24 protein-coding genes are annotated in these 24,269 nt (G+C 69.3%); 15 read left to right on the forward strand and 9 right to left on the reverse strand.

Features of this window, described 5'->3' with window-relative positions; genetic code table 11:
* Window positions 1–29: 29 nt before the first annotated feature.
* Window positions 30–833, forward strand: coding sequence for an SDR family NAD(P)-dependent oxidoreductase (locus ACZ5VQ_RS26900; RefSeq protein WP_469107117.1), 804 nt, complete (start codon window positions 30–32; stop codon window positions 831–833).
* A gap of 35 nt (window positions 834–868) precedes the next feature.
* Here ACZ5VQ_RS26900 and ACZ5VQ_RS26905 read toward each other — a convergent pair whose 3' ends face one another.
* Window positions 869–1,654, reverse strand: a complete 786-nt coding sequence (locus tag ACZ5VQ_RS26905) for an inositol monophosphatase family protein (protein ID WP_469107118.1) — start codon at window positions 1,652–1,654, stop codon at window positions 869–871.
* 54 nt (window positions 1,655–1,708) lie between these two features.
* Between ACZ5VQ_RS26905 and ACZ5VQ_RS26910 the strand changes: the two genes are divergently transcribed.
* Window positions 1,709–2,608: a LysR family transcriptional regulator gene (locus ACZ5VQ_RS26910; protein ID WP_469107119.1), complete on the forward strand. Its 900-nt coding sequence runs from the start codon at window positions 1,709–1,711 to the stop codon at window positions 2,606–2,608.
* Between the two features lie 50 nt (window positions 2,609–2,658).
* Here ACZ5VQ_RS26910 and ACZ5VQ_RS26915 read toward each other — a convergent pair whose 3' ends face one another.
* On the reverse strand, window positions 2,659–3,267 hold the full coding sequence (locus tag ACZ5VQ_RS26915; RefSeq protein ID WP_469107120.1) for an NAD(P)-dependent oxidoreductase: 609 nt from the start codon (window positions 3,265–3,267) through the stop codon (window positions 2,659–2,661).
* A 457-nt stretch (window positions 3,268–3,724) separates the two neighbouring features.
* Here ACZ5VQ_RS26915 and ACZ5VQ_RS26920 point away from each other — a divergent pair, with 457 nt between their 5' ends.
* The 5 genes from ACZ5VQ_RS26920 to ACZ5VQ_RS26940 all read left to right on the forward strand — a co-directional run bounded on the left by ACZ5VQ_RS26920 (window position 3,725) and on the right by ACZ5VQ_RS26940 (window position 10,782).
* On the forward strand, window positions 3,725–4,504 hold the full coding sequence (locus ACZ5VQ_RS26920; RefSeq protein ID WP_469107121.1) for a GNAT family N-acetyltransferase: 780 nt from the start codon (window positions 3,725–3,727) through the stop codon (window positions 4,502–4,504).
* Window positions 4,505–4,654: 150 nt separating this feature from the next.
* A complete protein-coding gene (locus ACZ5VQ_RS26925; protein ID WP_469107122.1) occupies window positions 4,655–6,799 on the forward strand; it encodes a serine/threonine-protein kinase in 2,145 nt (714 codons plus the stop codon).
* 252 nt (window positions 6,800–7,051) lie between these two features.
* Window positions 7,052–7,447: a hypothetical protein gene (locus tag ACZ5VQ_RS26930; protein ID WP_469107123.1), complete on the forward strand. Its 396-nt coding sequence runs from the start codon at window positions 7,052–7,054 to the stop codon at window positions 7,445–7,447.
* A gap of 8 nt (window positions 7,448–7,455) precedes the next feature.
* A complete protein-coding gene (locus ACZ5VQ_RS26935; protein WP_469107124.1) occupies window positions 7,456–9,477 on the forward strand; it encodes a tetratricopeptide repeat protein in 2,022 nt (673 codons plus the stop codon).
* A gap of 78 nt (window positions 9,478–9,555) precedes the next feature.
* Entirely contained in the window at window positions 9,556–10,782 is a 1,227-nt protein-coding gene (locus ACZ5VQ_RS26940; protein ID WP_469107125.1) for a hypothetical protein, read from the forward strand.
* A 24-nt stretch (window positions 10,783–10,806) separates the two neighbouring features.
* On the opposite strand, the gene ACZ5VQ_RS26945 is transcribed toward ACZ5VQ_RS26940, so the two are convergent.
* Complete coding sequence (locus tag ACZ5VQ_RS26945) at window positions 10,807–11,979, reverse strand: epoxide hydrolase family protein (protein ID WP_469107126.1); 1,173 nt, start codon at window positions 11,977–11,979, stop codon at window positions 10,807–10,809.
* A gap of 82 nt (window positions 11,980–12,061) precedes the next feature.
* On the opposite strand from ACZ5VQ_RS26945, the gene ACZ5VQ_RS26950 reads away from it, so the two are divergent.
* Entirely contained in the window at window positions 12,062–12,637 is a 576-nt protein-coding gene (locus ACZ5VQ_RS26950) for a CGNR zinc finger domain-containing protein (RefSeq protein WP_469107127.1), read from the forward strand.
* A 648-nt stretch (window positions 12,638–13,285) separates the two neighbouring features.
* Here the strand turns inward: ACZ5VQ_RS26950 and ACZ5VQ_RS26955 are convergent.
* The gene (locus ACZ5VQ_RS26955) at window positions 13,286–13,501 is read right to left on the reverse strand and encodes a DUF6243 family protein (protein ID WP_382129688.1); all 216 of its coding nucleotides are present in this window, start codon (window positions 13,499–13,501) and stop codon (window positions 13,286–13,288) included.
* A 653-nt stretch (window positions 13,502–14,154) separates the two neighbouring features.
* On the reverse strand, window positions 14,155–14,295 hold the full coding sequence (locus tag ACZ5VQ_RS26960) for a hypothetical protein (RefSeq protein WP_469107128.1): 141 nt from the start codon (window positions 14,293–14,295) through the stop codon (window positions 14,155–14,157).
* A gap of 531 nt (window positions 14,296–14,826) precedes the next feature.
* Here ACZ5VQ_RS26960 and ACZ5VQ_RS26965 point away from each other — a divergent pair.
* Window positions 14,827–15,141: a hypothetical protein gene (locus ACZ5VQ_RS26965; protein ID WP_469107129.1), complete on the forward strand. Its 315-nt coding sequence runs from the start codon at window positions 14,827–14,829 to the stop codon at window positions 15,139–15,141.
* A gap of 90 nt (window positions 15,142–15,231) precedes the next feature.
* Here the strand turns inward: ACZ5VQ_RS26965 and ACZ5VQ_RS26970 are convergent, their stop codons facing one another.
* Window positions 15,232–15,600 (reverse strand): VOC family protein, encoded by a 369-nt coding sequence (locus tag ACZ5VQ_RS26970; RefSeq protein ID WP_469107130.1) that lies wholly within the window; start codon window positions 15,598–15,600, stop codon window positions 15,232–15,234.
* A 62-nt stretch (window positions 15,601–15,662) separates the two neighbouring features.
* Between ACZ5VQ_RS26970 and ACZ5VQ_RS26975 the strand changes: the two genes are divergently transcribed.
* The 4 genes from ACZ5VQ_RS26975 (at window position 15,663) to ACZ5VQ_RS26990 (ending at window position 19,699) form a co-directional block, all read left to right on the forward strand.
* On the forward strand, window positions 15,663–16,115 hold the full coding sequence (locus ACZ5VQ_RS26975; RefSeq protein WP_469107131.1) for a MarR family winged helix-turn-helix transcriptional regulator: 453 nt from the start codon (window positions 15,663–15,665) through the stop codon (window positions 16,113–16,115).
* 404 nt (window positions 16,116–16,519) lie between these two features.
* Complete coding sequence (locus ACZ5VQ_RS26980) at window positions 16,520–17,686, forward strand: MFS transporter (protein ID WP_469107132.1); 1,167 nt, start codon at window positions 16,520–16,522, stop codon at window positions 17,684–17,686.
* A 195-nt stretch (window positions 17,687–17,881) separates the two neighbouring features.
* Complete coding sequence (locus ACZ5VQ_RS26985; protein WP_469107133.1) at window positions 17,882–18,781, forward strand: NAD(P)-dependent oxidoreductase; 900 nt, start codon at window positions 17,882–17,884, stop codon at window positions 18,779–18,781.
* 180 nt (window positions 18,782–18,961) lie between these two features.
* On the forward strand, window positions 18,962–19,699 hold the full coding sequence (locus tag ACZ5VQ_RS26990) for a maleylpyruvate isomerase family mycothiol-dependent enzyme (RefSeq protein ID WP_469107134.1): 738 nt from the start codon (window positions 18,962–18,964) through the stop codon (window positions 19,697–19,699).
* Window positions 19,700–19,858: 159 nt separating this feature from the next.
* On the opposite strand, the gene ACZ5VQ_RS26995 is transcribed toward ACZ5VQ_RS26990, so the two are convergent.
* A complete protein-coding gene (locus ACZ5VQ_RS26995; protein WP_469107135.1) occupies window positions 19,859–20,269 on the reverse strand; it encodes a MarR family winged helix-turn-helix transcriptional regulator in 411 nt (136 codons plus the stop codon).
* Window positions 20,270–20,355: 86 nt separating this feature from the next.
* Here ACZ5VQ_RS26995 and ACZ5VQ_RS27000 point away from each other — a divergent pair, with 86 nt between their 5' ends.
* Window positions 20,356–21,864, forward strand: a complete 1,509-nt coding sequence (locus ACZ5VQ_RS27000; protein ID WP_469107136.1) for an MFS transporter — start codon at window positions 20,356–20,358, stop codon at window positions 21,862–21,864.
* A gap of 136 nt (window positions 21,865–22,000) precedes the next feature.
* Window positions 22,001–22,285 (forward strand): DUF6332 family protein, encoded by a 285-nt coding sequence (locus ACZ5VQ_RS27005; protein WP_362068593.1) that lies wholly within the window; start codon window positions 22,001–22,003, stop codon window positions 22,283–22,285.
* On the opposite strand, the gene ACZ5VQ_RS27010 is transcribed toward ACZ5VQ_RS27005, so the two are convergent.
* Window positions 22,246–22,911 (reverse strand): response regulator, encoded by a 666-nt coding sequence (locus ACZ5VQ_RS27010; RefSeq protein ID WP_469107137.1) that lies wholly within the window; start codon window positions 22,909–22,911, stop codon window positions 22,246–22,248. The two genes, ACZ5VQ_RS27005 and ACZ5VQ_RS27010, sit on opposite strands and share 40 nt — an antisense overlap.
* Window positions 22,908–24,233, reverse strand: coding sequence for a sensor histidine kinase (locus ACZ5VQ_RS27015; protein ID WP_469107138.1), 1,326 nt, complete (start codon window positions 24,231–24,233; stop codon window positions 22,908–22,910). Before ACZ5VQ_RS27015 ends, ACZ5VQ_RS27010 begins: the two co-directional genes overlap by 4 nt.
* Window positions 24,234–24,269 lie beyond the last annotated feature (36 nt).

Consider the following 24,269-nt stretch of genomic DNA (forward strand, 5'->3'; position numbering starts at 1 on the left):
GCTCCGCGGACCGGCGCAGGCTCGATGCCATGGACAACACACGAACCACCGACACATCCGCCGCCCCTGCCGCCCACGGCCTGCTGGACGGCAAGGTCGCCTTCATCACCGGCGCCGGTCGCGGTATCGGCGCGGCCGCGGCGCGGCTGTTCGCCCGAGAGGGCGCCCGGGTACTGCTCGCGGCCCGGACTGAGGCCCAGTTGAAGGCGGTGACCGAGGAGATCCGGGCGGCGGGCGGCATCGCGGACTACGCGGTGTGCGATCTGGCCGACGCGGCCGCCGTACGCGCCGCCGTGGACCGTGCCGTGGACCTGTACGGCCGTCTCGACATCGCCTTCAACAACGCCGGTACGTTCGTGCCGCCCGGCCCGATGGACCAGGTGACCGAGGCCGACTTCGACCACGTCTACGCCGTGAACCTCAAGGGCCCGTGGGTGGCGATGGTCGCCGAGGTCGCCGCCATCCGGGCCACCGCCGGGACGGGGGCCATCGTCAACAACTCGTCCGTCGGCAGCCTGATGGGCAACCCCGAGCTGCCCGCGTACGGTGCGATGAAGCGGGCGGTCAACAGCCTCACCGAGTCGGCTGCCATCACGTACGGCCCGGAGGGCATCCGCGTCAACGCCATCGCCCCCGGCAACACGCTGACCGAGATGATCCGTACCTGGGAAACGGAATCACCCGGCCTCCAGGAGCGCCTCCAGGCGCACACCCCGCTGCGCCGCGCGGCCGACCCCGACGAGATCGCCCAGGCCGCCGCCTGGCTGCTCAGCGACCGCTCCTCGTTCGTGACCGGCACGGTCCTGCGGGTAGACGGAGGCGCACGAGCCTGAACCGGGGCCCGGGAGCGTCGCCGCGCCGAACTCCCTCAGGCAAGGAGGACTTCCAGCGCGGCGGCGTGCACACCCGGCGCGGCGGCGAGGTAGTTCACGCCTGCCAGTTGCCACGGCTTGCCCTCCATGTCGGTCACGACTCCTCCGGCCTCCTGGACCAGCAGCACACCGGCCGCGTGGGACCGGACGTTGTCGAACTGCCAGTGCAGGTCCATCCGGCCCGCGGCGACCTGGGCGAGCTGGTGGGTCACCGGTACGGAGATGCGTACATGAAGGGCGGAGTTCGTCATCGCGGTGAAGGCGGAGCCCATCCGCTTCGCGAGGTCGGGGTCGTGACCCGGCTGGGCCTGGCCGGTCCCGGCCAGTGCGCCGTCCAGCGACGTCTTGACCGAAACCCGCAGCCGTGCGCCGTTGAGGAACGCCCCGCCGCCCTCGGTCGCGGTGAACATCTCGTCGAAGACCGGGAAGTAGACCACCGCCATCACCGGGCGGCCGTCACGGACGAGGCTCACTCCGATGTTCCAGTCGGGCATGCCGTGCACGGCGTTGACGTTGCCACCGACCGGGTCGATGAGCCACCACTCGCCCGTGGGCAGCGGTCCTGATCCGTGTTCGTCGTTGAGCCAGCCCGCGCTCGGCAGGGCCTCGGTCAACGCAGGGCGCAACGTGTCGACGACGACCGCGTCATTGGCCTGGAGGTTCGCGAGCAGTTCGGGGAGCCCGGGCTGACGGGACTCGGTGGAATAGCGCGTCATCATCCGGGCGCCGGCCTGGCGGACGGCGGCGACGGTGGCGGCAAGCAGTTCCTGGCTCTGGGTCATGGGATGCTCCCGAGTTGATCGAAGTGGATCCATGTCTTGTTAAGATTTACTTTCATGCAACTGGACCTGAATCTGCTGACCGTGCTGGACGCCCTGCTCGAAGAGGGCAGCGTGATGGGTGCGGCCGAGCGGCTGCACCTGTCCTCGCCCGCGGTCAGCCGCACGCTGGGCCGGCTTCGCGCCGTCACTGGGGACGACATCCTGGTGCGCACCGGCCACTCGATGGCTCCCACCCCGTACGCGCTGTCGGTGCGGGAGGACGTCCACCGGCTGGTCAGGCAGGCGCACGACGTGCTCTCGCCGGTCCGTGAGCTGGACCCGGCCGGGATGGCTCGCACCTTCACGATCCAGTGTCACGACGCGGTGGCCGCGTCACTGGTGCCGGTACTGGTGGGGAGGATCCAGCAGCGGGCTCCCGGGGTGCAGTTGCGGGTGCTGGCGGAGAACTCCGTCGACACCGACGACCTGCGACGCGGCCGGGTCGATCTGGAACTCGGTGGCGGCAGGCCCGATCTGCCCGAGTTCCGGTCCGAGCCGCTCGGCGACGACCGTCTCGTCGTGGCGATGCGCGCGGACCACCCGTGTGCCGCCGGACTCGACCTGGCCTCCTACGCGGCGCAGCCGCATGTGGTGATCTCCCGGCGTGGCCGCCTCACCGCGTCGATCGACGACGTGCTGGCCGCCGAAGGCCTGCGGCGCCGGGTGGTCGCGGCGGTGGCGACGGTGTCCACCGCTCTGCAGATCGCCGCCCGCGGCGACGCGCTGGTCACCTGCACGGCGGTCCTCGGCCGCCCGCTCATCGAGGTGTTCGGGCTCGTCGCCCGGCCGCTGCCGATCGGGGCCCCGGTGGCGACGATCAACTGCAACTGGCACCAGCGCTACGATTCCGACCCAGCCCACGCCTGGCTCCGCGAGCAGGTCCGGGCGTCGATCGAGGAGATCACCGCCTGCTGACCACTCCACCTGCCCACCACCCCGCCTGCCGGCTGCTCCACCTACCTCTCCTACTCTGCCAATGGCAGGGCCACGGCACCGGGAAAACCGGGCGCCTCGGCTTCGTCGAGCATCGCCGCGGCGACGGTTTCCCGGCTGACCTTCGCACCGAGGTCGAAGGGAGGCGCGGCCTCCAGGCCGACCGTGCGCCGGCGGGGGCTTTCCGGCCCGCCGGCGAGCATCCCGGCGTGGAAGACCGTGCCGCCGGCCGCGAGAACGGTGTTGTCGGCCTCGACCTTGTCCGCGAGCCGGTCGCCCAGCACCTGGGCGAGCACGCCCGCGCCCTCCCCCGCCGCTTCGGCCGACCTGCCCGTGCCGTAGGCACCGAGCCAGATGACGCGCCGCGGACCGGCGGCGACGAGAGCCCGGGCGCCGGTCAGGAGAGTCCCGGCCCGGTCCGTGCCGAGCGCGGACAGGACCACGGAATCCCCGTCCACGACGGCGGCGATACCGGCCGCGTCGTTCACGTCGCCCGCCACCTTCCGCAGGCTCGGGGAGTCGGGCAGGACGATCTTCTCGGGATCACGCGCGATGGCGGTCACCGTGTGACCACGTCGCAGCGCCTGTCGGGTGAGGGCGATTCCGGTCCGACCGGAGGCCGCGAGGACGGTGAGGTTCATGCCGAGAACGCTAGAGAGACACTCACTTAACATCAAGTGCATGTATCTGACTTGATGAGTTACCCATACGCAATCACCTCTGCGGGAAGGTCTACGGGAAGGGTGGAGCGCTGCTGTCGGGAACTCCCTTGCCTTGCACCTCGATGGTGTGGAAGCGTCCGTCGAGTTCTCCAGTTGTACTCACTCACGTCGAAGGACTGAAGCCAATGATTGCGGCGTCCCCCAGCGGCCGCCGTCGGCACTGACCGCCCTGCCTTCGGGCATGGCGGCGATCGGTGTCGTTCGCGCTGATGACGGTGGCCCACCAACGCGGTGTCCGATGCACCGCCCTCACCTCTCGGCGCCGAGGTGATTCCCGGTCGATGCCGGGACCACAAGCCTGCGTGGCTCTCGATCCGTATGTACGTGCGGCGGGAGCGCGCTCCGTCACGCTGTCTTTCGTGAGGTCATCCGTACCGTGGACATCGACGTCCAGAGCTTTGCCGTCATCAACCTCCGTCGCCGCCCCGAAGCGACCGAAGTCGGCGGTTTCATCGCGGGGTTCGACCCCTCGACCACCAGCCCCTACGTCAACTACGCAACGCCTCTGCCCGGCGCCCACCCGAGCAGACGGGACGTCGCAGTCCTGATCGACGCATTCCGAGAGCGCGGCCTCAAGCCACGCCTGGAGTTCGCGCCGGACGGCGCGCCCGCCGTGGAAGCGGCCCTTCGGCAGGCGGGGTTCATCACGGAGGCCACGCACGAGTACCTGGTCTGTACTCCCGCCACCCTGACGATGCCGTCGGCCGTCGGCACGACGCACCCCGTGAGCCTCGTTCCGCCGCAGGTCGAAGCCCCGCGGTCGGACGAGGAGTACGCATCGATCGATGCCGCACTGTCCGAGGCGTTCGCCGGGGAGTTCCCCGCGTCCGCGGAAGGCGCGGCCAGGCTGCGCCGGATCGAGGCGGGCGGCGGGGCCGTTCGCTTCGTGCGGGCCCCCGACGGTGGCTGCGCCGGTGCGGCCTCCTGCTCCGCGCCGGCCGTGGACACCGCGGAGCTGGCGGGCGTGGGCACCCGGCCCGCCTTCCGGGGCCAGGGCATCGCCGCCGCTGTCACCGCGGCGCTCAGCGAGGCCATGTTCGCCCGCGGAGCACGCACGGTCTGGCTGGAGTACGGGGGTGAGGGATCCCGTCGCGTCTATGAACGCGTTGGCTACCAACCCCATGGCACCCGCCTGTACATGACGCTCGAACGATGACGCCCGGGCGGAATCGGCAGCCCATGCGCCGACTGTTCACCGGATGAGCCCGGGAGACGGGCACTAGAGTGAAGGGTCCCTGTCAGAAGGGTCCCCGTCAGAAGGACGCGGGCCAGAACCGTCCGGGCGAGAATTGGTGGAGGAGCCAGGGTGACCCTGCGCGAGAACGATCCGCGGTCTGTCGGCGGCTACCGGATCGAATCGCGGATCGGGACCGGCGGCATGGGCGTCGTCTATCTGGGCAGATCAGCCTCGGGGCGGGCCGTCGCCGTCAAGGTCGTGCACACGAGGTATGCCGACAACGCCGAGTTCCGGGCCAGGTTCCGGCAGGAGATCGCGGCCGCGCGCCGGGTCAGCGGTGCGTTCACCGCGCCGGTCGTGGACGCCGACCCGGACGCGGAACGACCGTGGATGGCAACCGCGTTCGTTCCGGGCCGCACACTCACCGAACGGGTCGCGGAGGCGGGTCCGCTGGATCGGCAGGCGCTGCGCCGCCTCGGCACCGAACTCGCCGAGGCGCTGCGTGAGATCCACCGCGCGGAGGTCGTGCACCGGGACCTCAAGCCGAGCAATGTGCTCCTGCTGGAGGGTGAGGGCGACGACGGGGCGGTACGCGTCATCGACTTCGGCATCTCGCGCGCGGCAAGCAGCGATGTCCGCACCCAGACGGGCATGGTGATGGGCTCGCCCCCGTTCATGGCACCGGAGCAGTTCAGCCGCCCCCGCGAGGTCGGCCCCGCCGTCGATGTCTTCTCACTGGGGGCGGTACTCGTGTACGCGGCCACCGGGCGCAGCCCCTTCGAGGCGGAGAACGCCTACCTCGCCGCGTACAACACCGTGCACAGCGAGCCCGAGCTGGGCGGGCTGCCGGAGCCGCTGCGCCCGTTGGTCTCGGCTTGTCTGGCGAAGGAGCCGGCGGACCGTCCGACGTCGAGCGAGGTGCTGGACGCACTGACCGGACTGCCGAAGGAGCCGACCGGCGAAGAGTCCGATTCCGACGAAGAGCCGTCCCAGAGCCCGGTGACCGTGCTGCCGGAATCAGGGAGGCTGCCGCCTTCGGGCGCGAGGCCGACCGAACGGAGGCGCCGTAGAACCTGGCTGTGGACCGCCCTCGTCGGCGCGGTCGTCCTCGGCATGGCCGGGGCGGCTTCGGTCACGGTGCTGGACGACGATCCGGCGAGCACGGTCGACCGTGCCGACGGCCCGGTACCGGCGGGCTGGAGCCCGTGGCACAACGCACTGGAGCCGGACGTGAAGGAGGACGAGCCGATGCCCTTCGGCCCGGCGTGCGTTCCGGACGCGCTCGGTGTCTTCTGCTCCTCTCCACAGATCGCGCTGATGCGACTGAGTTCCGCGACGGGCCGCGTGGAGTGGACCAGTCCCATGAGCCAGAAGAAGGTCAGCGGTTACACGCTGCGCGAGCCCGTCGTCCATGAGGGTGTGGTGTTCGTCAACAGCTCGGACCGATCCGAGGGAGTGGACGCCTTCGACGGCAGGACCGGCGCACGGTTGTGGCATGTGGACGGTCCGGTGGGCGACTTCGCGTACCTGAGCGGGGTGCTGCTCGTACGGCTGGACGAGCTCGGGCCTTCCGACAGCGCGCGCTTTGCGGCGTACGAGCCGCGCACGGGTGAGGAACTGTGGCAGCGCAAACTGGCTTCCGCGTCGGCGAGCCCGTTCCACGAAGGGTCCGAGGGAACCCTCTACGCCGATCTGCGCGGCGGCTCCGGCGGCATAGCCCGCCTCGACGCGCGCACCGGCAGGACGCTGAGCAACGTCGAGGCGCCCAAGGGCGATCTGTGGCTGGCCACGGTCCACGACGACACGGCGTACTACGCGCGCTGGGACGACAACACCGGGGTCTCCGCCGCCTTCTTCATCCAGGAACTCGGCAGCGGGAAGACCCGCCGATTCGACTTTCCCTGGAGCGTCGAGCCGGAAGCGCCGCCGCTGGTGCACGGCGACACCATGTACATCTTCGACTACGGCAACGAGACCCTGCTCGCCCTCGATCTGAAACGCGGGAAGCCGCTCTGGACCAGCTCGCGCGACCTGCGCGTCTTCAGCGAACCGGCACTCCACGACGGCCGGTTGTACGTCACGATGCCGGACACCAGCATCCTGGCTCTCGATCCACGCACCGGCAAGGAGATCGGGCGCACCGCCTCGTCCTTCGACACAGGTGACCGCTCCTTCGAGGAACTGACGCCGAACTCGGTGCCGCCGCTTCTGGTGGGCGGTGTGCTGTACGGGGTCAGCGGGCCGGGGGTCTTCTCGGTGGCCGACGTTTCCTAGCGGGCATCCGCGCGCTCGTGAGCGGGCAACACCGTCGTGCCGCCTGACCCGGCGCTCGACCACGCCCTCTCTCCCACACAGGAGCCGGCGATCCGCGGGCCGGCCCTCGACTGGGCACGCAGAGACGCTTCCCGACCGAGCGCATGGAGACGCCTCAAGTAGGCGCGGCCGTGATCGTGTCGCAGGCTCTCAAAGGAGTTCGCAGACTGGCGAATTGCTGCGGTCCGGATGCTCCGGCGGGATGATGTCCGGATGACGGGCCAGTCGAGGGTGTTGATGTGGGCGGGGATCGGGCTCTGCGCGGCGGGGGCCGTGGGGTTGCTCGTGGGTGGAGTGTGGGACGTCGATGCAGCTGATCCCTGGGCAGGTGTGGCGGGTGGCGCGGCGGGACTGATCGGCCTTGCGCTGACCATCTACGCCCTGCTCGGATCGTCGGCGGCTCCCGGGCCGGATGTGACCGCGAGCGGTGCGCGTTCGGTAGCCGCGGGCGGGAGCATCGGTGCCGTGGCCACCGGGGACGGGGTGTCCGTGACGCCTCGGACGACGTCTGCCTCGACCACGCCTTCCGGCGGGACCGTCATCGCCTCCGGCGACCGTTCCGTTGCGGCGGGTGGTGACATCGGGAGTGTCTCCACGGGGGACGCATGAGCGGTGGCATGTCTGGCGAGGCATCGGGAGAGCGGGCGGTCGCGGCCGGTGGTGACATCGGCAGCGTCTCAACCGGTGACTTCGTCACGCAGGTTGCGCGGGCGACCTTCCTTCCGGCGGAGGCACTCGACTTCGCCGGACGGGTGTGCCATCTACCCGAGCGCACCGAGCAATTCGTGGGGCGGAGGCGTGAACTGGAGCTGCTGGACCAGGCATTCGCCGACACTGGAGGGGTCGTCGTCCATGCTGTCCACGGCCTGGGCGGAGTCGGAAAGTCGACGCTGGCGGCTCGTTGGGCCGCGGCCCAAGCCACCGTGTACAACCCCGTGTGGTGGATCACGGCGGAGTCCCCGAGCGAACTTGACGCGGGCCTCGCCGCGCTCGGCCGGGCCCTCCAGCCCGCCCTGGTCGGCATCCTGACGGACGAAGCGCTCCGGGAGCGGGTACTCCAGTGGCTTTCCTCCCACGGCGACTGGCTGCTCGTCCTCGACAATGTCTCGGACCTGGCCGACATCCGACCCCTGCTGGCACGGCTGCCGCACGGACGTTTCCTGATCACTACAAGGCTGGGCGCGGCGACTTGGCGGGGGGTCAGCAAGTCGCTGGACCTGGACGTACTCGAGCCGGCCGAGGCCGTGGACCTGTTCATGCGCATCCAAGCCGGTGCACCGGACGGAGTCGAGGAGCTCTGCGCCGAACTGGGCCGACTCCCCTTGGCCGTCGACCAAGCGGCCGCGTATTGCCGTGAATCAGGAGTGACTCCGAGGAAGTACCTCGATCTCCTTGCCCGTCGGCCTTCCCAGATGTTCGCCGCGACTGCGGAGGGCGGTGATGCGCAGCGGACGATCGCCCGGGTATGGCAGGTCACGCTGGAGCGTCTCAACGGAACGCCCACTGCGACGCGCATCCTGCGGACCATCGCCTGGTGGGCACCGGAAGAGATCCCGAGAGCGTACTTGGACAGGCTCGCGGATCAGTTCGCAGTGACCGAAGGCATCCGCCGTCTTGCGGCATACAGCATGATCACGCTGCGGGGAGACACCGTCTCGGTGCACCGGCTGGTCCAGGCGTCGGCCCGGGCAGCGGATCCGGAGGAGGCACTCGGCGACCGCGACTGCGCGGCCTGGGCGCTGGGAGAGGTCCGCATCGAAGGCCATGCCTGGGGTCCAGCCGCACGGCTGTGGGCGACCCACGTGGAGGCGCTGGCCAGTCGTTCCTCCGCCGAGTCCGATACCGCCGAACTGGCGGACCTGTTCATCAAGGCCGCGTTGTACCTCGCCTCGATCGATCCGGCGCGCAGCGCGGCTCTCTGTGCTCGGAGCGCTGCCGCTCTGGAGCGCCTCAGGGGCGCGGACAGCCCCGCGGCTGCCGGAGCACGGCTGCTGACGGGCCTGGCCTATTCATGGCTGGGCGACTTCGAACGGGCTTGCCCGCTGTTCGAGAGGCAGCTGGCGGAGGCGAGACGCCTCTTCGGAGAGGACCACCCGAACACGTTCTGGTTGCTCTGTCTAACGCTCTCGGCGCTGTCGCGCGTCGATCCTGCCGGAGCGCGGGCGTTGGCCGACGAGACCGTGGGGCGTGCTGAGCGCGACCTCGGACACGACCATCCGCGGACCCTCCGCCGCCGCACCCAGCTGAACATCCTGGCTCCCCCGGAGTCGGAACTCGACGACGCCGGGACTCGACTTGCCGTTGCGGAAGGGATCTTGGGCAGCGACGCCTGGGAACTGATGCCGCTGCGGCGTGCATGGCTCACCGAGCTGGCAGCGCGCGGTGACTTCGGAAGAGCCGTGGTGCTGGTGGAGAAGATGGTGGATCAGTGCCGGTCAGTTCTGGGGAGCACGGACGGGGTCACGCTTGTACTCCGTACTGAGGAGGTCAGTCTGCTGCTTTATGCCGGCAAGGCAGAACGTGCTGACAGCCTGTTGCTGGAGCTTGTCGCCGACTGGGCGGAGTCCATGGGTGATGCTGCGAACACTTGGCGCTTGATCGAGTACCTGGCCCCGCTGCTCGAACAGACCGAAGAGTGAAGGGGTTCTTCGTAGTTGAGGGTGCGGCCGCGGTGTGCAACTACCCTCAGCTGCGAGGAGTCACTACAGGAGCGGGCGATGGACAACGAGATTCAGCTGATCAGTGACGGCGATGGCCTTGCGGTCATCGGGACCCTGACGGATGTCGAGCGCTTCCTCGCCTCCGAGGGACTGTTGTCGTTGTCGAAAGACCTCGGATTGCGAAGGCTCGGACCTCTCCTCCGCCTCGGGGCCGGACTCGCACAGGCAGGTTCCGAGATCGCCGCCAACTCGTGCCGCTGGGTGAAGCTGACCGAGGAGTCCGCGCAGCTGGTCAAGAAGTACGGGCTGATGGAAAGCAAGACGCCAGGGGTCAGCTACGCGATGGTGGGGAGACCGGGCTCGATTGAGTCCTGGCTCCGGATCGTGAAGGGGCCCGGCTCGCTGCTGACCAACCCCGCGATTCTTGCCGGTGCCGCGGGGATCATGGCGCAGCTCGCGAGGCAGCATGAGATGAGCGAGATCAAGAGCTATCTCGCGACGATCGACAAGAAGGTCGACGACGTGCTCCGCGCCCAGAAGAACGCCGAGTTGGCGAAGGTGTTCGGAGCGGGAATCGACCTCGATTCCGCCATGAACGTTCTGGAACGGACGGGTGGGGTCGACGACGACACGTGGTCGACCGTGCAGGGTAGGACCCACACGATCACGGATGCCCTGGGGTGGGCGCTGGGCGGCCTCGACGCACTCGCGAAGAGGGTGGAGAGCACGACCAAGATCGGTGAACTCGCCAAGACGGCCAAGGAAGCAGAGTCCGAGGTCCAGGAGTTGCTCGCCGTCGTGGCTCGTTGCTTCGAACTGCAGGACGCGCTCGATGTGCTGCGACTGGCGCGGGTGCTGGACGAGTCCCCGGACGGACTGGACGGGCGTCGGCTCGTACTGAAGGACGACCGGCAGAAGCGGCGGGAACTCATCTCGCAGAAGATCGAGCACCTGATGGCACGGATGGATGCTGCTGCCGGCACGGCCAACTCGAATGTGCTGCTGCACTTGCCCTCGCTCCGGGCTGTGGTGGGCTCGATCAACCATGTCGGCATTGCCGTCGATGAATTCCACAGGCCTCTCGGAATCGAGTCCGGCCGACGTTCATTGGAGGCGACACGATGGTGGGACGCGGCCCGGGACCCGGCGCAATTGAAGAGCGCGGCTGCGGAAGCCGGGCGTGTAGCAGCTGTTGGAGTGGGTGTGGCGGCCGTAGGGGTTGCGGGGGTCTGGGCGAGCCGCACCGCCCTTGCCCGCGATGAAGAAGACGGCGAAGTGGGGTGAGTGAGCGCCGGCACCCAGCCGCGTTCACCGATTGGCGGCCAGCACCGCCACGAGGCCCTCTTGTAGATCTTTGACGAAATACTCGGGAACCTCCAGCGACGGGAAATGTCCCCCGGTTTCGGGCGACCTCCATCGGACGATCTGTCGGTACCGCTCCTGCGCCCAGGGGCGCGGACACTTCTCGACGTCGCGGGGATACATAGTGAGTGCTGACGGGACGTCGACCCGAAGTTCGGGATCGAGCGAGTTGTGGCTTTCGTAGTAGATGCGGGCCGCCGACGCGCCGGTCCGCGTCAGCCAGTACAGGGTGACGTCATCAAGAATCCTGTCCATGGAGATCGTCTCGAACGGGCTGTCTTCGGTGTCCGACCACTCGGCGAACTTGTCAAGGATCCAGGCGAGGAGCCCGACCGGTGAGTCGACGAGCGAGTAGCCGATGGTCTGCGGTCGGGTCGCCTGCTGCTTCGCGTACGCCGCGCGGTGGCGCCAGAAATCGCGGGTTTCCTCGGTCCACCTCCGCTCTTCCGCCGTCAGCCCGTCCGTTGTCAACCCGGGTGGTGCCTCCGCGAACGTGGTGTGGATACCGAGCACGTGCGCCGGGAACCTGCCGCCGAGCACCGTGGTGATGTTGCCTCCCCAGTCGCCGCCGTGGGCTGCGAACCGGCTGTAGCCGAGCCTTCCCATGAGTTCCACCCATGCGGCCGCGATCTTTTCGGTTCCCCACCCGGTGGTGGCCGGCCTGTCGCTGTAACCAAAGCCTGGCAGCGACGGGACCACGACGTGGAACGCCGGCGCGTCTGCGTCTTTCGGATCTGCCAGCTCGTCCACCACATCGATGAACCGAGCGATGCTGTCCGGCCAGCCGTGCGTCAAGAGCAGAGGCGTGGCATCGGCGCGCGCGGATCGGCGGTGCAGGAAGTGGATTCCCAGATCATCGATGGTCGTACGGAACTGGCCGATCCGGTTGAGACGCTCCTCGAACGACCGCCAGTTGTACCCGGTGCGCCAGTAGTTCACGACGTCCACGAGGTCGGCGAGAGGAACGCCCTGTTCCCATCGGCGAGGGTCGGGCGCGGCGCGATGGACCGTCTCAGCCTCCGGCAGTCTCGCCGCGGCCAGTCGCGCGCGCAGATCATCGAGGTCAGCGTCAGTTGCCTGGGCTTCGAATGCTTGCACGCCGCTGGTTGGACGGGGCATGAGACCTCCTGGCCTTCGTGGAACCGGCTAAGGCGGTTCTAGCAGTTCTCCGAGCCACGCCGCAACCCTCTAAGGTGGTTCCATGCGTGCTGGATTCCCTGACTTCCGCCTCGGTAGCGTGCTGGCGACCAGCTTCACGGGGACTCTGTCGGAGCGTCATGGCAACGCTGTGGAGCGCATTCCCACGCCACACCGACTCATCGACTGGCTGGCAGTGAACGGCCTCACCGTGGCGTCCTGCACCACTGCCCAACTCGACCTCGCCCGGGAACTGAGGGAGTCGATTCACACCGCAGCGACAGCGGCCGCGATCCAGGACGCTCTCCCTGCGTCTGCTGTCCAAGTCATCAACGACTGCAGCACTCAGGGTCGGGCCGCGGCCATCCTGACGCCCGAGGGCAAGCGGCGGTGGCAGCTCGGCTCGGCTTCCTGCGTGGAGGACGCCCTCAGCGTGATCGCCGCCGACGCGATCAGCATCATCGCCGGCGAACGAGACGGAAAACTGGCCTTGTGCGCATCACCAACCTGCCGAGCCGCCTTCTTCGACACCAGCCAAAGTCGCACCCGCAAATGGTGCGACATGAACACGTGCGGGAATCGTCAGAAGAAAGCGCGCTTCAATGCCAACCAGCGCAAAAACCCCAGATCAGCGGAGTGATCGTTGCCGGCGTTTGCCACGGGCGCTGTCCATGATGGACCGAGCATCGTCGGCGTGGTGATCGTCTCGGTGGCTGCACTCGCTCGGGATGCGGTGATTGCGCGGAGTCCTGGCCGTCGAGACGCCGACGACAACCCGCGCGGCCCGGGCGACCCGGGCGACCCGCGGCTATTGCCCCTGCCCAGCGTCGTTCTCGGCGAGGACCAGCGCGGCCTCAGCCTCGGCGTACAGGTCGCGGGTGGCAGAGGCGAGGTCTTCGACCCTGCCCGGAGTCCATCACGCCATGCGCGGAATCGCGCGCCTGCACAACCTCAACCTCGCTGGGCAGAGAGGCAGTTCACAGCGCGATCAGCCACGCCGCCAGAGCAAAGATCCTTCTGCAGAACAAGCCTCAGCTGCAGTGTCGCCCGGGCTGGGCACGGGGAACACGCTGAGCTGCTGGTGCAGCTCGGGGGTAGTGGCGGTGACGGGGCTGCCGAATCTGCGGCTGCCCCGGGTGGTCAACTGAGACACGGGTGGTCGGTCGAGAGCTGAGCAGGACCGGCCGTGCCCGGTACGGCACCAGAGCCCCGATACGGCGGCAGGGCCCGGACTGCGCGTCGCGGTCCGGGCCCTGCCCGTGCGGTGCCGCCCTGCGGCGGCGGTGCGTCAGCTCTGTGCCGTGTCGTCGCCCGCCTGCCCGGCGCCCTCAGCTGCGCCTGTCTTCTCGCGCATCTTGCGCACCAGCTCCGCCTTCTGGTCGGCCGCACCCTGGCGGTCGAGGTTCCGGTACGGACCGTTGTTCTGCCGCTCGGCGCGGGACAGCTTCTTGCGCTGGCCGCCGCCCATGCCCACGGGATTGTTGATGTTCTTGCTCACGGTCACGGCTTCTCCCGGTAATGATGTGAAATGATCTACGGATTCATCGGTGGGGGACGGGCGGCGACGTCGAAGGACGTCAGCAGGGGCCCGTCACGCTCTCACTCGTAAATCGACGTCTGGAAGAACATGACAAAGACGTTACCCGGTTCCGTCGGCCCCGCACACCAGCCTTTTCGCCGCCCCGGCGTCGGCCGGGCCTTCGGCGAGCGCCTGGGGTCAGCCGTTTCCTTCCAGGAATCTCAGCACCGCCAGCACCCGCCGGTGGTCGCGAGCACACAGACGGCATGAGAGATCATCTCACTTGTGCCCCGCCCTTGTGGGCCAACCTCTAGCGGCCGGACTGGCCGAAGCCTGGTCTCCATTCACCAGACTGGTCTCGTCCATCGCGACCTCACGCCGCCCAACAGGCTGGTCACTGTCCGGCGCTGCATCGCGTCCACCCGCGTCACGGTCCCCGGCCACCATTCATCAGCCACAGCCCTGCCCAGAACACCGCACTGGTGAAGGCCCGGCTCAAACAGATGGCAGTGTCGGCCCCTCCACATCGAGGGCCTCATGCCAAGGCGGTCTCGGCCTCCAACCGCCGTAGCCCAGCTGCGGAAGATCTCTAGAAGCCCGGATGGTGCAAATCCGGAAGTCGCCGCCATCGCAGGCCTTTACGGCACGAAGTACTCCGGTACCAGGGTGTTACCACAGCTGCTGGAGGAGTCGATACGAACCGCGTCGGCCATGTAGTCGTAGAGCCGGTAGACACATTCCGGGTGCCCGGCGGGCAGGCAGGCCACGAGTCCGCGCACGTGCCCGATGGGCGTCGGCGGCGCGCTGGGTGCGCATGGCTGCTGACCTGTCACCCAAGAGTCAGCACCGTTGAGTTGCGCGCGGGCAGACGGCCTGAACACACTGGAACTTACTCCTGTGGGCCTTGATCCGGGACCGATGCCTCTACCAAGTCGCCAGGCCCCGGCCCACCGGCCAGTACTCCAGCCGTAGTCGTACAGACACGTTCGCCGCCGGGCCCGGAAAGCAGCCGTACACGGACACGGCAAACCAGATGACCAGGGAACTGAGGTCATGCAGGTTCCGGAGATCCTGCAGCCTGTTGTCGCTGGTCGCGCCGCCAGCGCAGCTGTTCGCCGAGCAAGGTGGCCCCCACCCCCGTCACAGCCCCGAGCGCCGTCCCTGCGAGAGTCACCCACTCCACGCACTGCAGCCCCTGTTGCCGTGACCGGCCACACGGCTTGACTCCTCCACCGGGATCGCCGTTCGCGGAGCACCTTGACGCGGCTTAGCCTGAGATCAGGGGCCTTCGAGTGGAAGGAAACCTCGAGATGCATTTCGTCCTGATCGCGACCCACACTCCGGAAATCTGTCCGACCTCCAACGCAACAACGCGCGACCTGATGCTGAAGACCGGTCCTGACGTGCCGAACCTCGCCCAGAAGGCAGGCGTCGAGATCGTGGCCGGTCCCTTCGTCAACCGTGAACACACGATTGTCGCGATCGTGCAGTCCGACAAGGTCGAGAACATCGACCGTTTCCTGGTGGAGTCTCGTCTCCCCCACTGGAACCGCGTCCGCGTGCTCCCGTCGCTGACCATGGAGGATGCGCTCACCGAAGTCCAAGCACAGACGCCGATCTTCTGACCCACCCGCTCAGGCAGTAGCGTCACGCACGAGCCCAGGGCGCAACCGCGGTCTTCGGGGATCGATGATCGTCCGGTGGCGTTTGGCCGATCAGGCGCGGTCGTGGAGCGTGACCTGGTAGCCGTCGGGGTCGGCGAAGGTGAATGTCCGACCGAAGGGGCCGTCGATCGGTGCGGAGACGATGGTGTGGCCGTCGGCGACGAGAGCATCGTGGATGGACTGGACGTCGGTGGCGTGGAGCCAGATCGCGGCACCGATGCCGGGCTGGGCAACGGATGCGAGATCGGTGCCGGGAACGACGTCGCGGAGTGCGAACGCGATGGGCTTCGTCTCGAAGACGACGGCGTGCGGAGGTCCGGCCTGCGAGCGGACGAGGCCGAGGTACTGCTCGTAGAACGCCTGCGAAGCGTCGAGGTCGCGCGCCTGGAGCGAGATGAAGTCGGGGCCGGTGGCGGGCATGATGATGCTCCTTCTCTTCGTGTCAGCTTTCTGACACGGTCAATTTATGTCAGAATTCTGACATGAATCAAGACGGTGTCGACCTGGAGACGTCACTGGGCTACCTGCTGAAAGAGGCGTCGAGCGTCCTCCGCGCAGCCATGGAGGAGGTGCTGCGGCCGCTCGGGATGAGCGTGACGCACTACTCCTGTCTCGAACTGCTGGCTCAACGGCCGGGCCTGTCGAACTCCGAGCTCGCGCGGGGCGCGTTCGTGACACGGCAGTCGATGAACGTGCTGCTCCAGGCCCTGGAACGAGACGGCTACGTGACCAGGCCCGCGGAGGCACCCGTCGGGAAGGTCCTTCCCGCACGGCTCACACCTCGCGGCCGACGGAGCCTGGAGAAGGCGACCGTAGCGGTCCGGTCCGTCGAGGTCAGAATGCTGGCCGGCATGACCGAGACCGAGCAGTCAGGCGCGTTCCGGATCCTGCAGAGCATGATCCATTCCCTGCGCGACGGCAGCGACGGTGCATAAGCGGCCGACGGCAAGCGGCTGCACCGTCTCGTGCCTGACGCCACGACCGCCTGCGACGGAATTTCGCGGAATACCTGGCCGGCTTCGACCTCTTCGCCATCGCCCAGAGCCTGACAGGCGACGGCATCCCCTGCCCGTCAGCCCATGATCCGCAACCCAACCAGCACCGGTACGCAATCGCGTGGTCCAAGAGCACGAACAGCCCCCGGAAGGCGACAGAAGCCCGCAATGACTGCCTCGGTCATCCGCCACGCGCGGCTGGGCTCGATTGCTCCCGGAGGCGTTTCCCTTCGGCACCCGAAGCCCTCGGCGACCAGGCACCCGTCAACTCCCTTGCCCAGCCACGGGCTCCCACCTAGCCTGACTTTGTGCCGCTAATAAACAAATCCCGATCGCACAGCGTCGTGCCGGGCAACGACCTCACGCGACTCCGCATCGCCCTCACCGTTTTCTTCGCCCTCGACGGCTTCATCTTCGCCGGCTGGGTCGTCCGTATCCCCGCCATCAAAGAGCAGACCAATGCCTCCGCCAGCGCCCTGGGCCTCGCCCTCCTCGGCGTCTCCGCCGGCGCTGTGGTCACGATGATGTTCACCGGTCGACTCTGCCGCCGCTACGGCAGCCACCCCATCACCGTCATCTGCGGCGTCCTGCTCTCCCTCAGCGTCGCACTGCCACCACTCACGCACTCGGCACTGGCACTCGGTGCCGTACTGCTGATCTTCGGGATCGCCTACGGCGGGATCAACGTCGCCTTCAACAGCGCCGCCGTCGACCTGGTGGCCGCGCTGCGGCGGCCGATCATGCCCAGTTTCCACGCGGCCTTCAGCCTGGGCGGGATGATCGGCGCCGGCCTCGGTGGGCTGGTGGCGGGCTCGCTGTCGCCGACCCGGCATCTGCTCGGTCTGACCATGATCGGCCTGCTGGTGACGGCCGTCGCGGGACGCGCCCTGCTGCGGTACGAGTCCCCCGTACCGCGGCCGGATCGCGGAGAGCCCGAGGAGCGGGCACCGCGTCGACCGGACCCCCGTACGCGCCGACTGGTCGTCGTCTTCGGTCTGATCGCCCTCTGCACGGCCTACGGAGAGGGGGCCCTGGCCGACTGGGGCACACTGCATCTGGAGCAGGACCTGGACGCGCACCCGGGCATCGCCGCCGCGGGCTACTCGTGTTTCGCGCTCGCCATGACGATCGGCCGACTCTGCGGGACCACGCTCCTGGAGCGGCTCGGGCGGACCCGGACGGTGGTCGCGGGCGGCGCCATGGCCGCCGTCGGCATGCTCGTCGGATCGCTCGCCCCCTCCGTGTGGGCGGCCCTGCTCGGCTTCGCCGTCACCGGCATCGGCCTCGCCAACATCTTCCCGATCGCCGTCGAACGGGCCGGTGCCCTGGCCGGCCCCAGCGGCGTCGCCATCGCCTCCACCTTCGGCTACGGCGGCATGCTCCTCGGGCCCCCCGCCATCGGTTTCATGGCCGACTGGTTCTCCCTGCCCATCGCCCTCACCAGCGTGGCGACCCTGGCCGCGGTGGCCGCCGTCATCGGATACGGGACGCGGCGGGCGACTGCCGACTGATGATGTCGGCTGATGGCATCGTCGGAGCCGCCGCCGGGTGAGACACCGCCCGCCGCCGCGCGGCGCCTCGCGCGCCCGCCCGACATCACCACGGCGCAGCACGCCACCGCAGAGCAAGGGCACAGCAAGGCACAGCAGGGCAGGGCAAGGCACAGTGGTAACCGACGCACCATACGGATCAGGAAAGTTGATGTCATGACCGACGAGCTCACCGTCAGTGTCCTCGGCACCGGGATCATGGGCGCCGCGATGGCCCGCAACCTCGTCCGCGCCGGACACACCGTCCGTGCCTGGAACCGCTCCCGCGACAAGGCCGAACCCCTCGCCGCCGACGGCGCGCTCGTCGTCGGCACCCCCGTGGAGGCGGTCGAGGGCGCCGATGTCGTCCTCACCATGCTGTACGACGGCCCTGCCGCGCTGGACGTGATGCGGCAGGCCGCACCCGCCCTGCGTGCCGGCACCGCGTGGGTGCAGTCGACGACCGCCGGGATCGAGGCCGTCGGCGAACTGGCCGACTTCGCCCGCGAGAAGGGCCTGGTCTTCTACGACGCGCCCGTTCTCGGCACCCGACAGCCCGCCGAGGCCGGCCAGTTGCTCGTCCTGGCCGCCGGTCCGAACGACGGCAGGGAGACCGTGACGCCGGTCTTCGACGCCGTCGGCGCCCGTACGGTGTGGACCGGTGAGGACGGTGCCGCGGGCAGCGCCACCCGTCTCAAGCTCGTCGCCAACAGCTGGGTCCTCTCCGTCACCAACGCGACCGGTGAGGTGCTGGCCCTGGCCAAGGCCCTGGACGTGGATCCGCAGAGCTTCTTCGACGCCATCGCGGGCGGCCCGCTCGACATGGGCTACCTGCGCGCCAAGGCCGGGCTCATCCTCAATGACCAGCTGTCACCCGCCGCCTTCGCCGTGGGCACCGCCGCCAAGGACGCCCGTCTGATCGTCGAGGCCGGGGAGCGGCACGGACTCCGTCTCGACGTCGCCGCCGCGAGCGCCGAGCGCTTCGCCCGCGCCGCCGCCCAGGGCCACGCCGACGAGGACATGGCCGCCGCCTACTTCGCGAGCTTCGACGAGAAGGACGCGAACACCGGCGGCTGACAGCGGAGTTGGACACGCCGGCTCGTGTCGAAACGCGCACGACGCCCCGCCGGGCTCCGTCGGCACTGTCGACTCCGTCGGCTCGAGTCTCAGCCGTCACGGCGCGACCATCGTGACCCTCGCCCAGTACGCCGCCTGCTGCCCCTCCTGAAGCCCGCTCCATCCGGCACACTTCTCTACATGGAGACTGCCGAGCTCATTCGAAGCCTGGACCGGGAAGGCGGCTTGCTGGCCGAGGCCGCGGAGGAGGCCGGGGCCGACGCCAAGGTGCCGACGTGTCCCGAGTGGCAGGTGCGGGACCTGTTGCGGCACACCGGCATGGTGCACCGCTGGGCCACGGCGTTCGTGACCGAGGGGCACACCTCGTACCATCCCGACGGCGGCCTGCCCGAGCTGGACGGTTCGGCGTTGCTGACCTGGTTCAGGGACGGGCACCGCAGGCTCGTCGACACACTCGCCACCGCTCCTCCCGACGTGGAGTGCTGGAGTTTCCTGCCCGCCCCTTCGCCGCTCGCCTTCTGGGCGCGGCGGCAGGCCCATGAGACGACCGTGCACCGGGTCGACGCCGAGTCCGCCCGTGGCGGCACCCCGACCGCGGTCCCCGTGGACTTCGCGGTCGACGGCATCGACGAACTGCTGCTCGGTTTCCACGCCCGCAGCAGAAGCAGGGTACGGACGGACGAGCCGCGTGTCCTGAGGGTGCGGGCCTCGGACTCGGACGCCGTGTGGAGCGTACGGCTGTCGCCCGAACCCCCGGCGGCCGAGCAGAGCGAAGTGGCGGACGCGGACTGTGAGTTGGCGGGGACGGCAGCCCAGCTCTACCTGGCGCTGTGGAACCGCGCACCGTTCCCGAGCGTGACAGGAGACTCGTCGCTCGCCACGCTGTGGCGGGAGAAGTCCGCGGTCACCTGGAACTGAGCCGCGCAGACGACAACAGCGGCTACCGGGCGGCCCGCCGCCTCAGCAACTCACCCGCCCAGCCAGTTCACCCGACCCAGCCGGTTCACCCCACCCGGCCCATCCCCCGACCCGGCCGATCACCCAGCCCAGCCGTCGACCCAGCCCAGCCGGACCGATTCACCCGGCGGCGCCACCCGTCAGCATCCGCCCCAGCACCGCCCGCTGCACCGGCAGTACCTCGCCGTGCAGCGTGCGCCCCTTCGGTGTGAGGGCGACTCGCACGCCGCGCCGGTCCTCCGGGCACATGCAGCGCTCCACGAGACCGTCCTTCTCCAGGCGGCCGATCAGCCGGGACAGCGCGCTCTGGCTCAGATGAACCCGCTCGGCGATCTCCTGGACGCGGTACGAGCTGTCGCCGCCGTCCGCAGGCGCGGTCGAGGCCAGTACGTCGAGGACCTCGAAGTCGCTTGCACCCAGGCCGTGTTGGTGCAGGGTCCGGTCCAGTTCGCACAGTGTGCGCGCATGCACCGCGAGGATGTCGCGCCACTGGTCCACGAGGCCCTGCTCGGCCTTCTCGACAGCCGCCATGACCCGCACCCTAGCAAAAAATCACCTTTGTTGCATCCGCATTAAATGCGTTTGCATTGAATGCACGCGCATGTACTGTGTGGCGCATGACCTCTCCGCTCACCACCCCCGCGGCGCCGTCCTCGGCGGTTCGCTGGACGCCTCGCCTGTGGGGCACCCTCCTCGTGCTCTGCGCCGCGATGTTCCTGGACGCGCTGGACGTGTCGATGGTCGGCGTCGCCCTGCCGTCCATCGGTTCCGAACTCGATCTCTCCACCTCGACCCTGCAGTGGATCGTCAGCGGCTACATCCTCGGCTACGGCGGCCTGTTGCTCCTCGGCGGTCGCGCCGCCGACCTCCTCGGCCGCCGCCAGGTCTTCCTGGTGGCGCTCGGCGTCTTCGCGCTCGCCTCGCTGCTCGGCGGGCTCGTCGACTCGGGCCCGCTGCTCATCGCGAGCCGGTTCATCAAGGGCCTGAGCGCGGCGTTCACCGCTCCCGCGGGCCTGTCGATCATCACCACCACGTTCCCGGAGGGCCCGCTGCGCAACCGCGCGCTCTCCATCTACGTCACCTGTGCCGCGACCGGTTTCTCGATGGGCCTCGTCCTGTCCGGGCTGCTCACCGAGGCCAGCTGGCGGCTGACCATGCTGCTGCCCGCGCCCATCGCCGTCATCGCCCTGATCGCCGGTCTCAAGCTCATCCCGCGCAGCGAGCGCGACCGCACCCACCGCGGCTACGACATACCGGGCGCCATTCTCGGCACCGCCTCGATGCTGCTGCTCGTCTTCACCGTCGTCCAGGCACCCGAGGTGGGCTGGGCCACGGCCCGTACGCTGCTGTCGTTCCTCGCGGTGGCCGTCCTGCTGACCGTGTTCGTACGCGTCGAGCGGCGCAGCGCAAGCCCGCTGATCCGGCTCGGCGTACTGCGCTCCGGCAACCAGGTCCGGGCACAGCTGGGCGCGATGGCGTTCTTCGGCTCGTACGTCAGCTTCCAGTTCCTGGTCACGCTCTACATGCAGTCGCTGCTCGGCTGGTCGGCACTGCACACCGCGCTCGCCTTCCTGCCCGCGGGCGCGCTGGTGGCGCTGTCCTCGACGAAGATGGGGGCGATCGTCGACCGGTTCGGCACGCCACGGCTCATCGTGGCCGGCTTCGCCCTGATGGTCGTCGGCTACGCCCTGTTCCTGCGGGTCGACCTGGACCCCGTGTACGCGGCGGTGATCCTGCCGTCGATGCTGCTGATCGGCGCGGCCTGCGCGCTGGTCTTCCCCTCGCTCAACATCCAGGCCACCAACGGCGTGGACGACCACGAGCAGGGCATGGTCTCGGGTCTGCTCAACACCTCGGTGCAGGTGGGCGGTGCGATCGTCCTCGCGATCGTGACGGCCGTGGTGACCGCGAACGCCTCCGACAGTTCCTCGCCGCAGGCGGTCCTCGACAGTTACCGTCCCGGTCTGGTCGTCGTCACCGCGATCGCCGTGGTGGGCCTGCTCATCACGGCCACCGGACTGCGCGGGCAGCGGACGCGGCAGACGACGATCCTGGTCGCCAAGTCCGGGGACGTACGGGACGACGAGCGGGAGCGGGAGGACGAGCGGGTGGCGGCCCGCGACTGACCTCGGCCCGCGACCGACTCCTCTCGCGACGGCATGCGCCCGGCGGGTTTCCCTGCCCCGCCGGGCGCGCCTTTCCCTGCCCCGCCGGGCGCGCCTTTCCTTGCCCCGCCGGGCGCTCCCCTGTGAGACTGCCGGTATGGGACAGACCAGGGGGCGGCGGACTCAGTCCGAGCGGGACGAGATGACCGTCGAGATCGGATACGCGTTGTTCAGCGCCGCGTTCGCCGCGGCGGTGGCGTTCGGGGCCCTCGCCGGACCGGCGCTGCTCTTCGACCTGCCGGTCACCATCGAGAAGGTCCAGCTCGCGGCCGGCACCTCACTCGCTGCCGTGCTCTTCGTCTTCCGGGTGGCCAGTGTGCTGGTCCGTTTCCGGCAGGCGGCTCAGCCCAGCCAGCCCGGCCGCACCAGCCCCGACTCGTAGGCGAGCACGACCAGTTGGGCCCGGTCGCGGGCGCCCAGCTTCACCATGGTCCGGCTGACGTGGGTCTTCGCGGTCAGCGGGCTGACGACCAGCCGGCGCGCGATCTCGTCGTTCGACAGTCCGATGCCGACCAGCGCCATCACCTCCCGCTCCCGCTCGGTGAGTTCGGCGAGCGCGCCGGCGGCCGCGGGCTCCTTGGAACGCGCCGCGAACTCGGCGATCAGCCGCCGGGTCACACCCGGTGACAGCAGTGCGTCGCCCTCGACCACCGCCCGCACCGCGCGCAGGAGTTCCTCCGGTTCGGTGTCCTTGACGAGAAAGCCGGACGCTCCGGAGCGGATGGCCTCGAAGACGTACTCGTCCAGCTCGAAGGTGGTGAGCATGACCACCTTGACGTCGTTCAGGCCGTCGTCGTCGGTGATGCGGCGGGTCGCGGCGAGGCCGTCGAGCAGGGGCATGCGGATGTCCATCAGGACGACGTCGGGCCGCAGTTCGCGCACCGCGCGCAGCGCCTGCTCGCCGTCGGCGGCCTCTCCGGCCACCTCGATGTCCGGCTGGGCGTCGAGGAGTGCCCTGAAGCCTGCGCGGACCAGTGACTGGTCGTCGGCGAGCAGTACGCGGATCACCGGTCCTCCTTGAGTTTGAGGGATTTCTCGGGCCTGTCGGACGTCCCGGCCGGCGTCCCTGACGTGGCGGGCGAGTTCTTGAGCGGCAGCAGGGCCAGCACCCGGAAGCCTCCGTCCTCGCGCGGTCCGGCCTCGATGGTGCCACCCAGGGCCGCGGCCCGCTCCCGCATTCCGGCCAGCCCGTTTCCGCTGCCGCCCGCGTCCTCGCCTGTCGCGGGTCCGTCGTCGTCGATACGGAGCGTCAAAGCGTCGCGCGCGTAGTCGACCCGCACGCGCGCGTGCCGCGATCCGGAGTGCCGTACGACATTGGTCAGTGCCTCCTGGATGACTCGGAAGGCGGCGAGGTCGGCACCCGGCGGCAGGGCCCTGCGCTCGCCCCCGCTCTCGACGTCGACCGTCAGTCCGGCGCCCGCGGCCTGCTCGACGAGCTCGGGGAGCCGGTCGAGGCCGGGTGCCGGCGCGCGCGGCGCGTCTCCGGGCGTACGGAGCGTGTCGAGGACCTGTCGCACCTCCCCCAGGGCCTCCTTGCTGGCGGCCTTGATGGTGGTGAGCGCGGTGCGCGCCTGTTCCGGGTCGGAGTCGAGCAGCGCGAGACCGACGCCCGCCTGGACGTTGATGACGGAGATGCTGTGCGCCAGGACGTCGTGCAGTTCCCGGGCGATCCGCAGCCGCTCCTCGTCCGCTCGCCGCTTGGCCGCCTGCCTGCGTTCCGCCCGGTCGCGGTCCCACTGCTCACGGCGTGCCCGGGCGAGTTCGGAGACCGCGAGGATGGCGACCATCCAGGTGGCGATGGCGACCTCCTCGCCCCATGAGGAGACCGGGTCGCCCTTCGGCGGCAGCCACCGGTAGAGCCAGTGCCCCACCAGGAGGTGGACCACCCACAGCGTGCCGAGCGCGGTCCAGGCCGCCCAGCGCCGCCCGGCCACGATCGCGCTGAAGCAGGCGAGCGCGACCGTGAGGAAGATCGGCCCGTACGGATATCCGGCGCTGAAGTAGACGAGGGCCGTGGCCGCGGTGCCGAACACCACGGCCACGGGATACCGCTGCCGCCACAGGAGCAGAGCGGCGCCCCCGAAGAGGAGGAGCCGCGCGAGGACGTCGAACTGTTCCCGATCGGGCTGCTGCTCCGCGGCGAAGTTGCTGCCGACGAGGACGAACACGGTGAGGAGCAGCGTCGAACGCCAGGGCCAAAGCGGACGGCCGCCGCCCTCTTCCTCCTCGTCGCGGCGGTTCCACCACGGTGGCCCGGGCCACCGGCCCCACGGCGGGCCGCCCCCGGCCCAGGGGGGCCCGCCCCACCGGCGTGTGCGCTGCTCTTCCATGCCTGCCACGCTAGACGCCGGGGGTCGCCGGAGGCG

It is taken from the genome of Streptomyces sp. NPDC033178, assembly GCF_055577685.1.

Bases quoted from the DNA above. Each gene is read 5' to 3' on its own strand.
- ACZ5VQ_RS26900 (WP_469107117.1), top strand. From the start codon at position 30: ATGGACAACACACGAACCACCGACACATCCGCCGCCCCTGCCGCCCAC.
- ACZ5VQ_RS26905 (WP_469107118.1), bottom strand. From the start codon at position 1,654: ATGACCCAGAGCCAGGAACTGCTTGCCGCCACCGTCGCCGCCGTCCGC.
- ACZ5VQ_RS26910 (WP_469107119.1), top strand. From the start codon at position 1,709: ATGCAACTGGACCTGAATCTGCTGACCGTGCTGGACGCCCTGCTCGAA.
- ACZ5VQ_RS26915 (WP_469107120.1), bottom strand. From the start codon at position 3,267: ATGAACCTCACCGTCCTCGCGGCCTCCGGTCGGACCGGAATCGCCCTC.
- ACZ5VQ_RS26930 (WP_469107123.1), top strand. From the start codon at position 7,052: ATGACGGGCCAGTCGAGGGTGTTGATGTGGGCGGGGATCGGGCTCTGC.
- ACZ5VQ_RS26935 (WP_469107124.1), top strand. From the start codon at position 7,456: ATGTCTGGCGAGGCATCGGGAGAGCGGGCGGTCGCGGCCGGTGGTGAC.
- ACZ5VQ_RS26940 (WP_469107125.1), top strand. From the start codon at position 9,556: ATGGACAACGAGATTCAGCTGATCAGTGACGGCGATGGCCTTGCGGTC.
- ACZ5VQ_RS26945 (WP_469107126.1), bottom strand. From the start codon at position 11,979: ATGCCCCGTCCAACCAGCGGCGTGCAAGCATTCGAAGCCCAGGCAACT.
- ACZ5VQ_RS26950 (WP_469107127.1), top strand. From the start codon at position 12,062: ATGCGTGCTGGATTCCCTGACTTCCGCCTCGGTAGCGTGCTGGCGACC.
- ACZ5VQ_RS26965 (WP_469107129.1), top strand. From the start codon at position 14,827: ATGCATTTCGTCCTGATCGCGACCCACACTCCGGAAATCTGTCCGACC.
- ACZ5VQ_RS26970 (WP_469107130.1), bottom strand. From the start codon at position 15,600: ATGCCCGCCACCGGCCCCGACTTCATCTCGCTCCAGGCGCGCGACCTC.
- ACZ5VQ_RS26975 (WP_469107131.1), top strand. From the start codon at position 15,663: ATGAATCAAGACGGTGTCGACCTGGAGACGTCACTGGGCTACCTGCTG.
- ACZ5VQ_RS26985 (WP_469107133.1), top strand. From the start codon at position 17,882: ATGACCGACGAGCTCACCGTCAGTGTCCTCGGCACCGGGATCATGGGC.
- ACZ5VQ_RS26990 (WP_469107134.1), top strand. From the start codon at position 18,962: ATGGAGACTGCCGAGCTCATTCGAAGCCTGGACCGGGAAGGCGGCTTG.
- ACZ5VQ_RS26995 (WP_469107135.1), bottom strand. From the start codon at position 20,269: ATGGCGGCTGTCGAGAAGGCCGAGCAGGGCCTCGTGGACCAGTGGCGC.
- ACZ5VQ_RS27000 (WP_469107136.1), top strand. From the start codon at position 20,356: ATGACCTCTCCGCTCACCACCCCCGCGGCGCCGTCCTCGGCGGTTCGC.
- ACZ5VQ_RS27005 (WP_362068593.1), top strand. From the start codon at position 22,001: ATGGGACAGACCAGGGGGCGGCGGACTCAGTCCGAGCGGGACGAGATG.
- ACZ5VQ_RS27015 (WP_469107138.1), bottom strand. From the start codon at position 24,233: ATGGAAGAGCAGCGCACACGCCGGTGGGGCGGGCCCCCCTGGGCCGGG.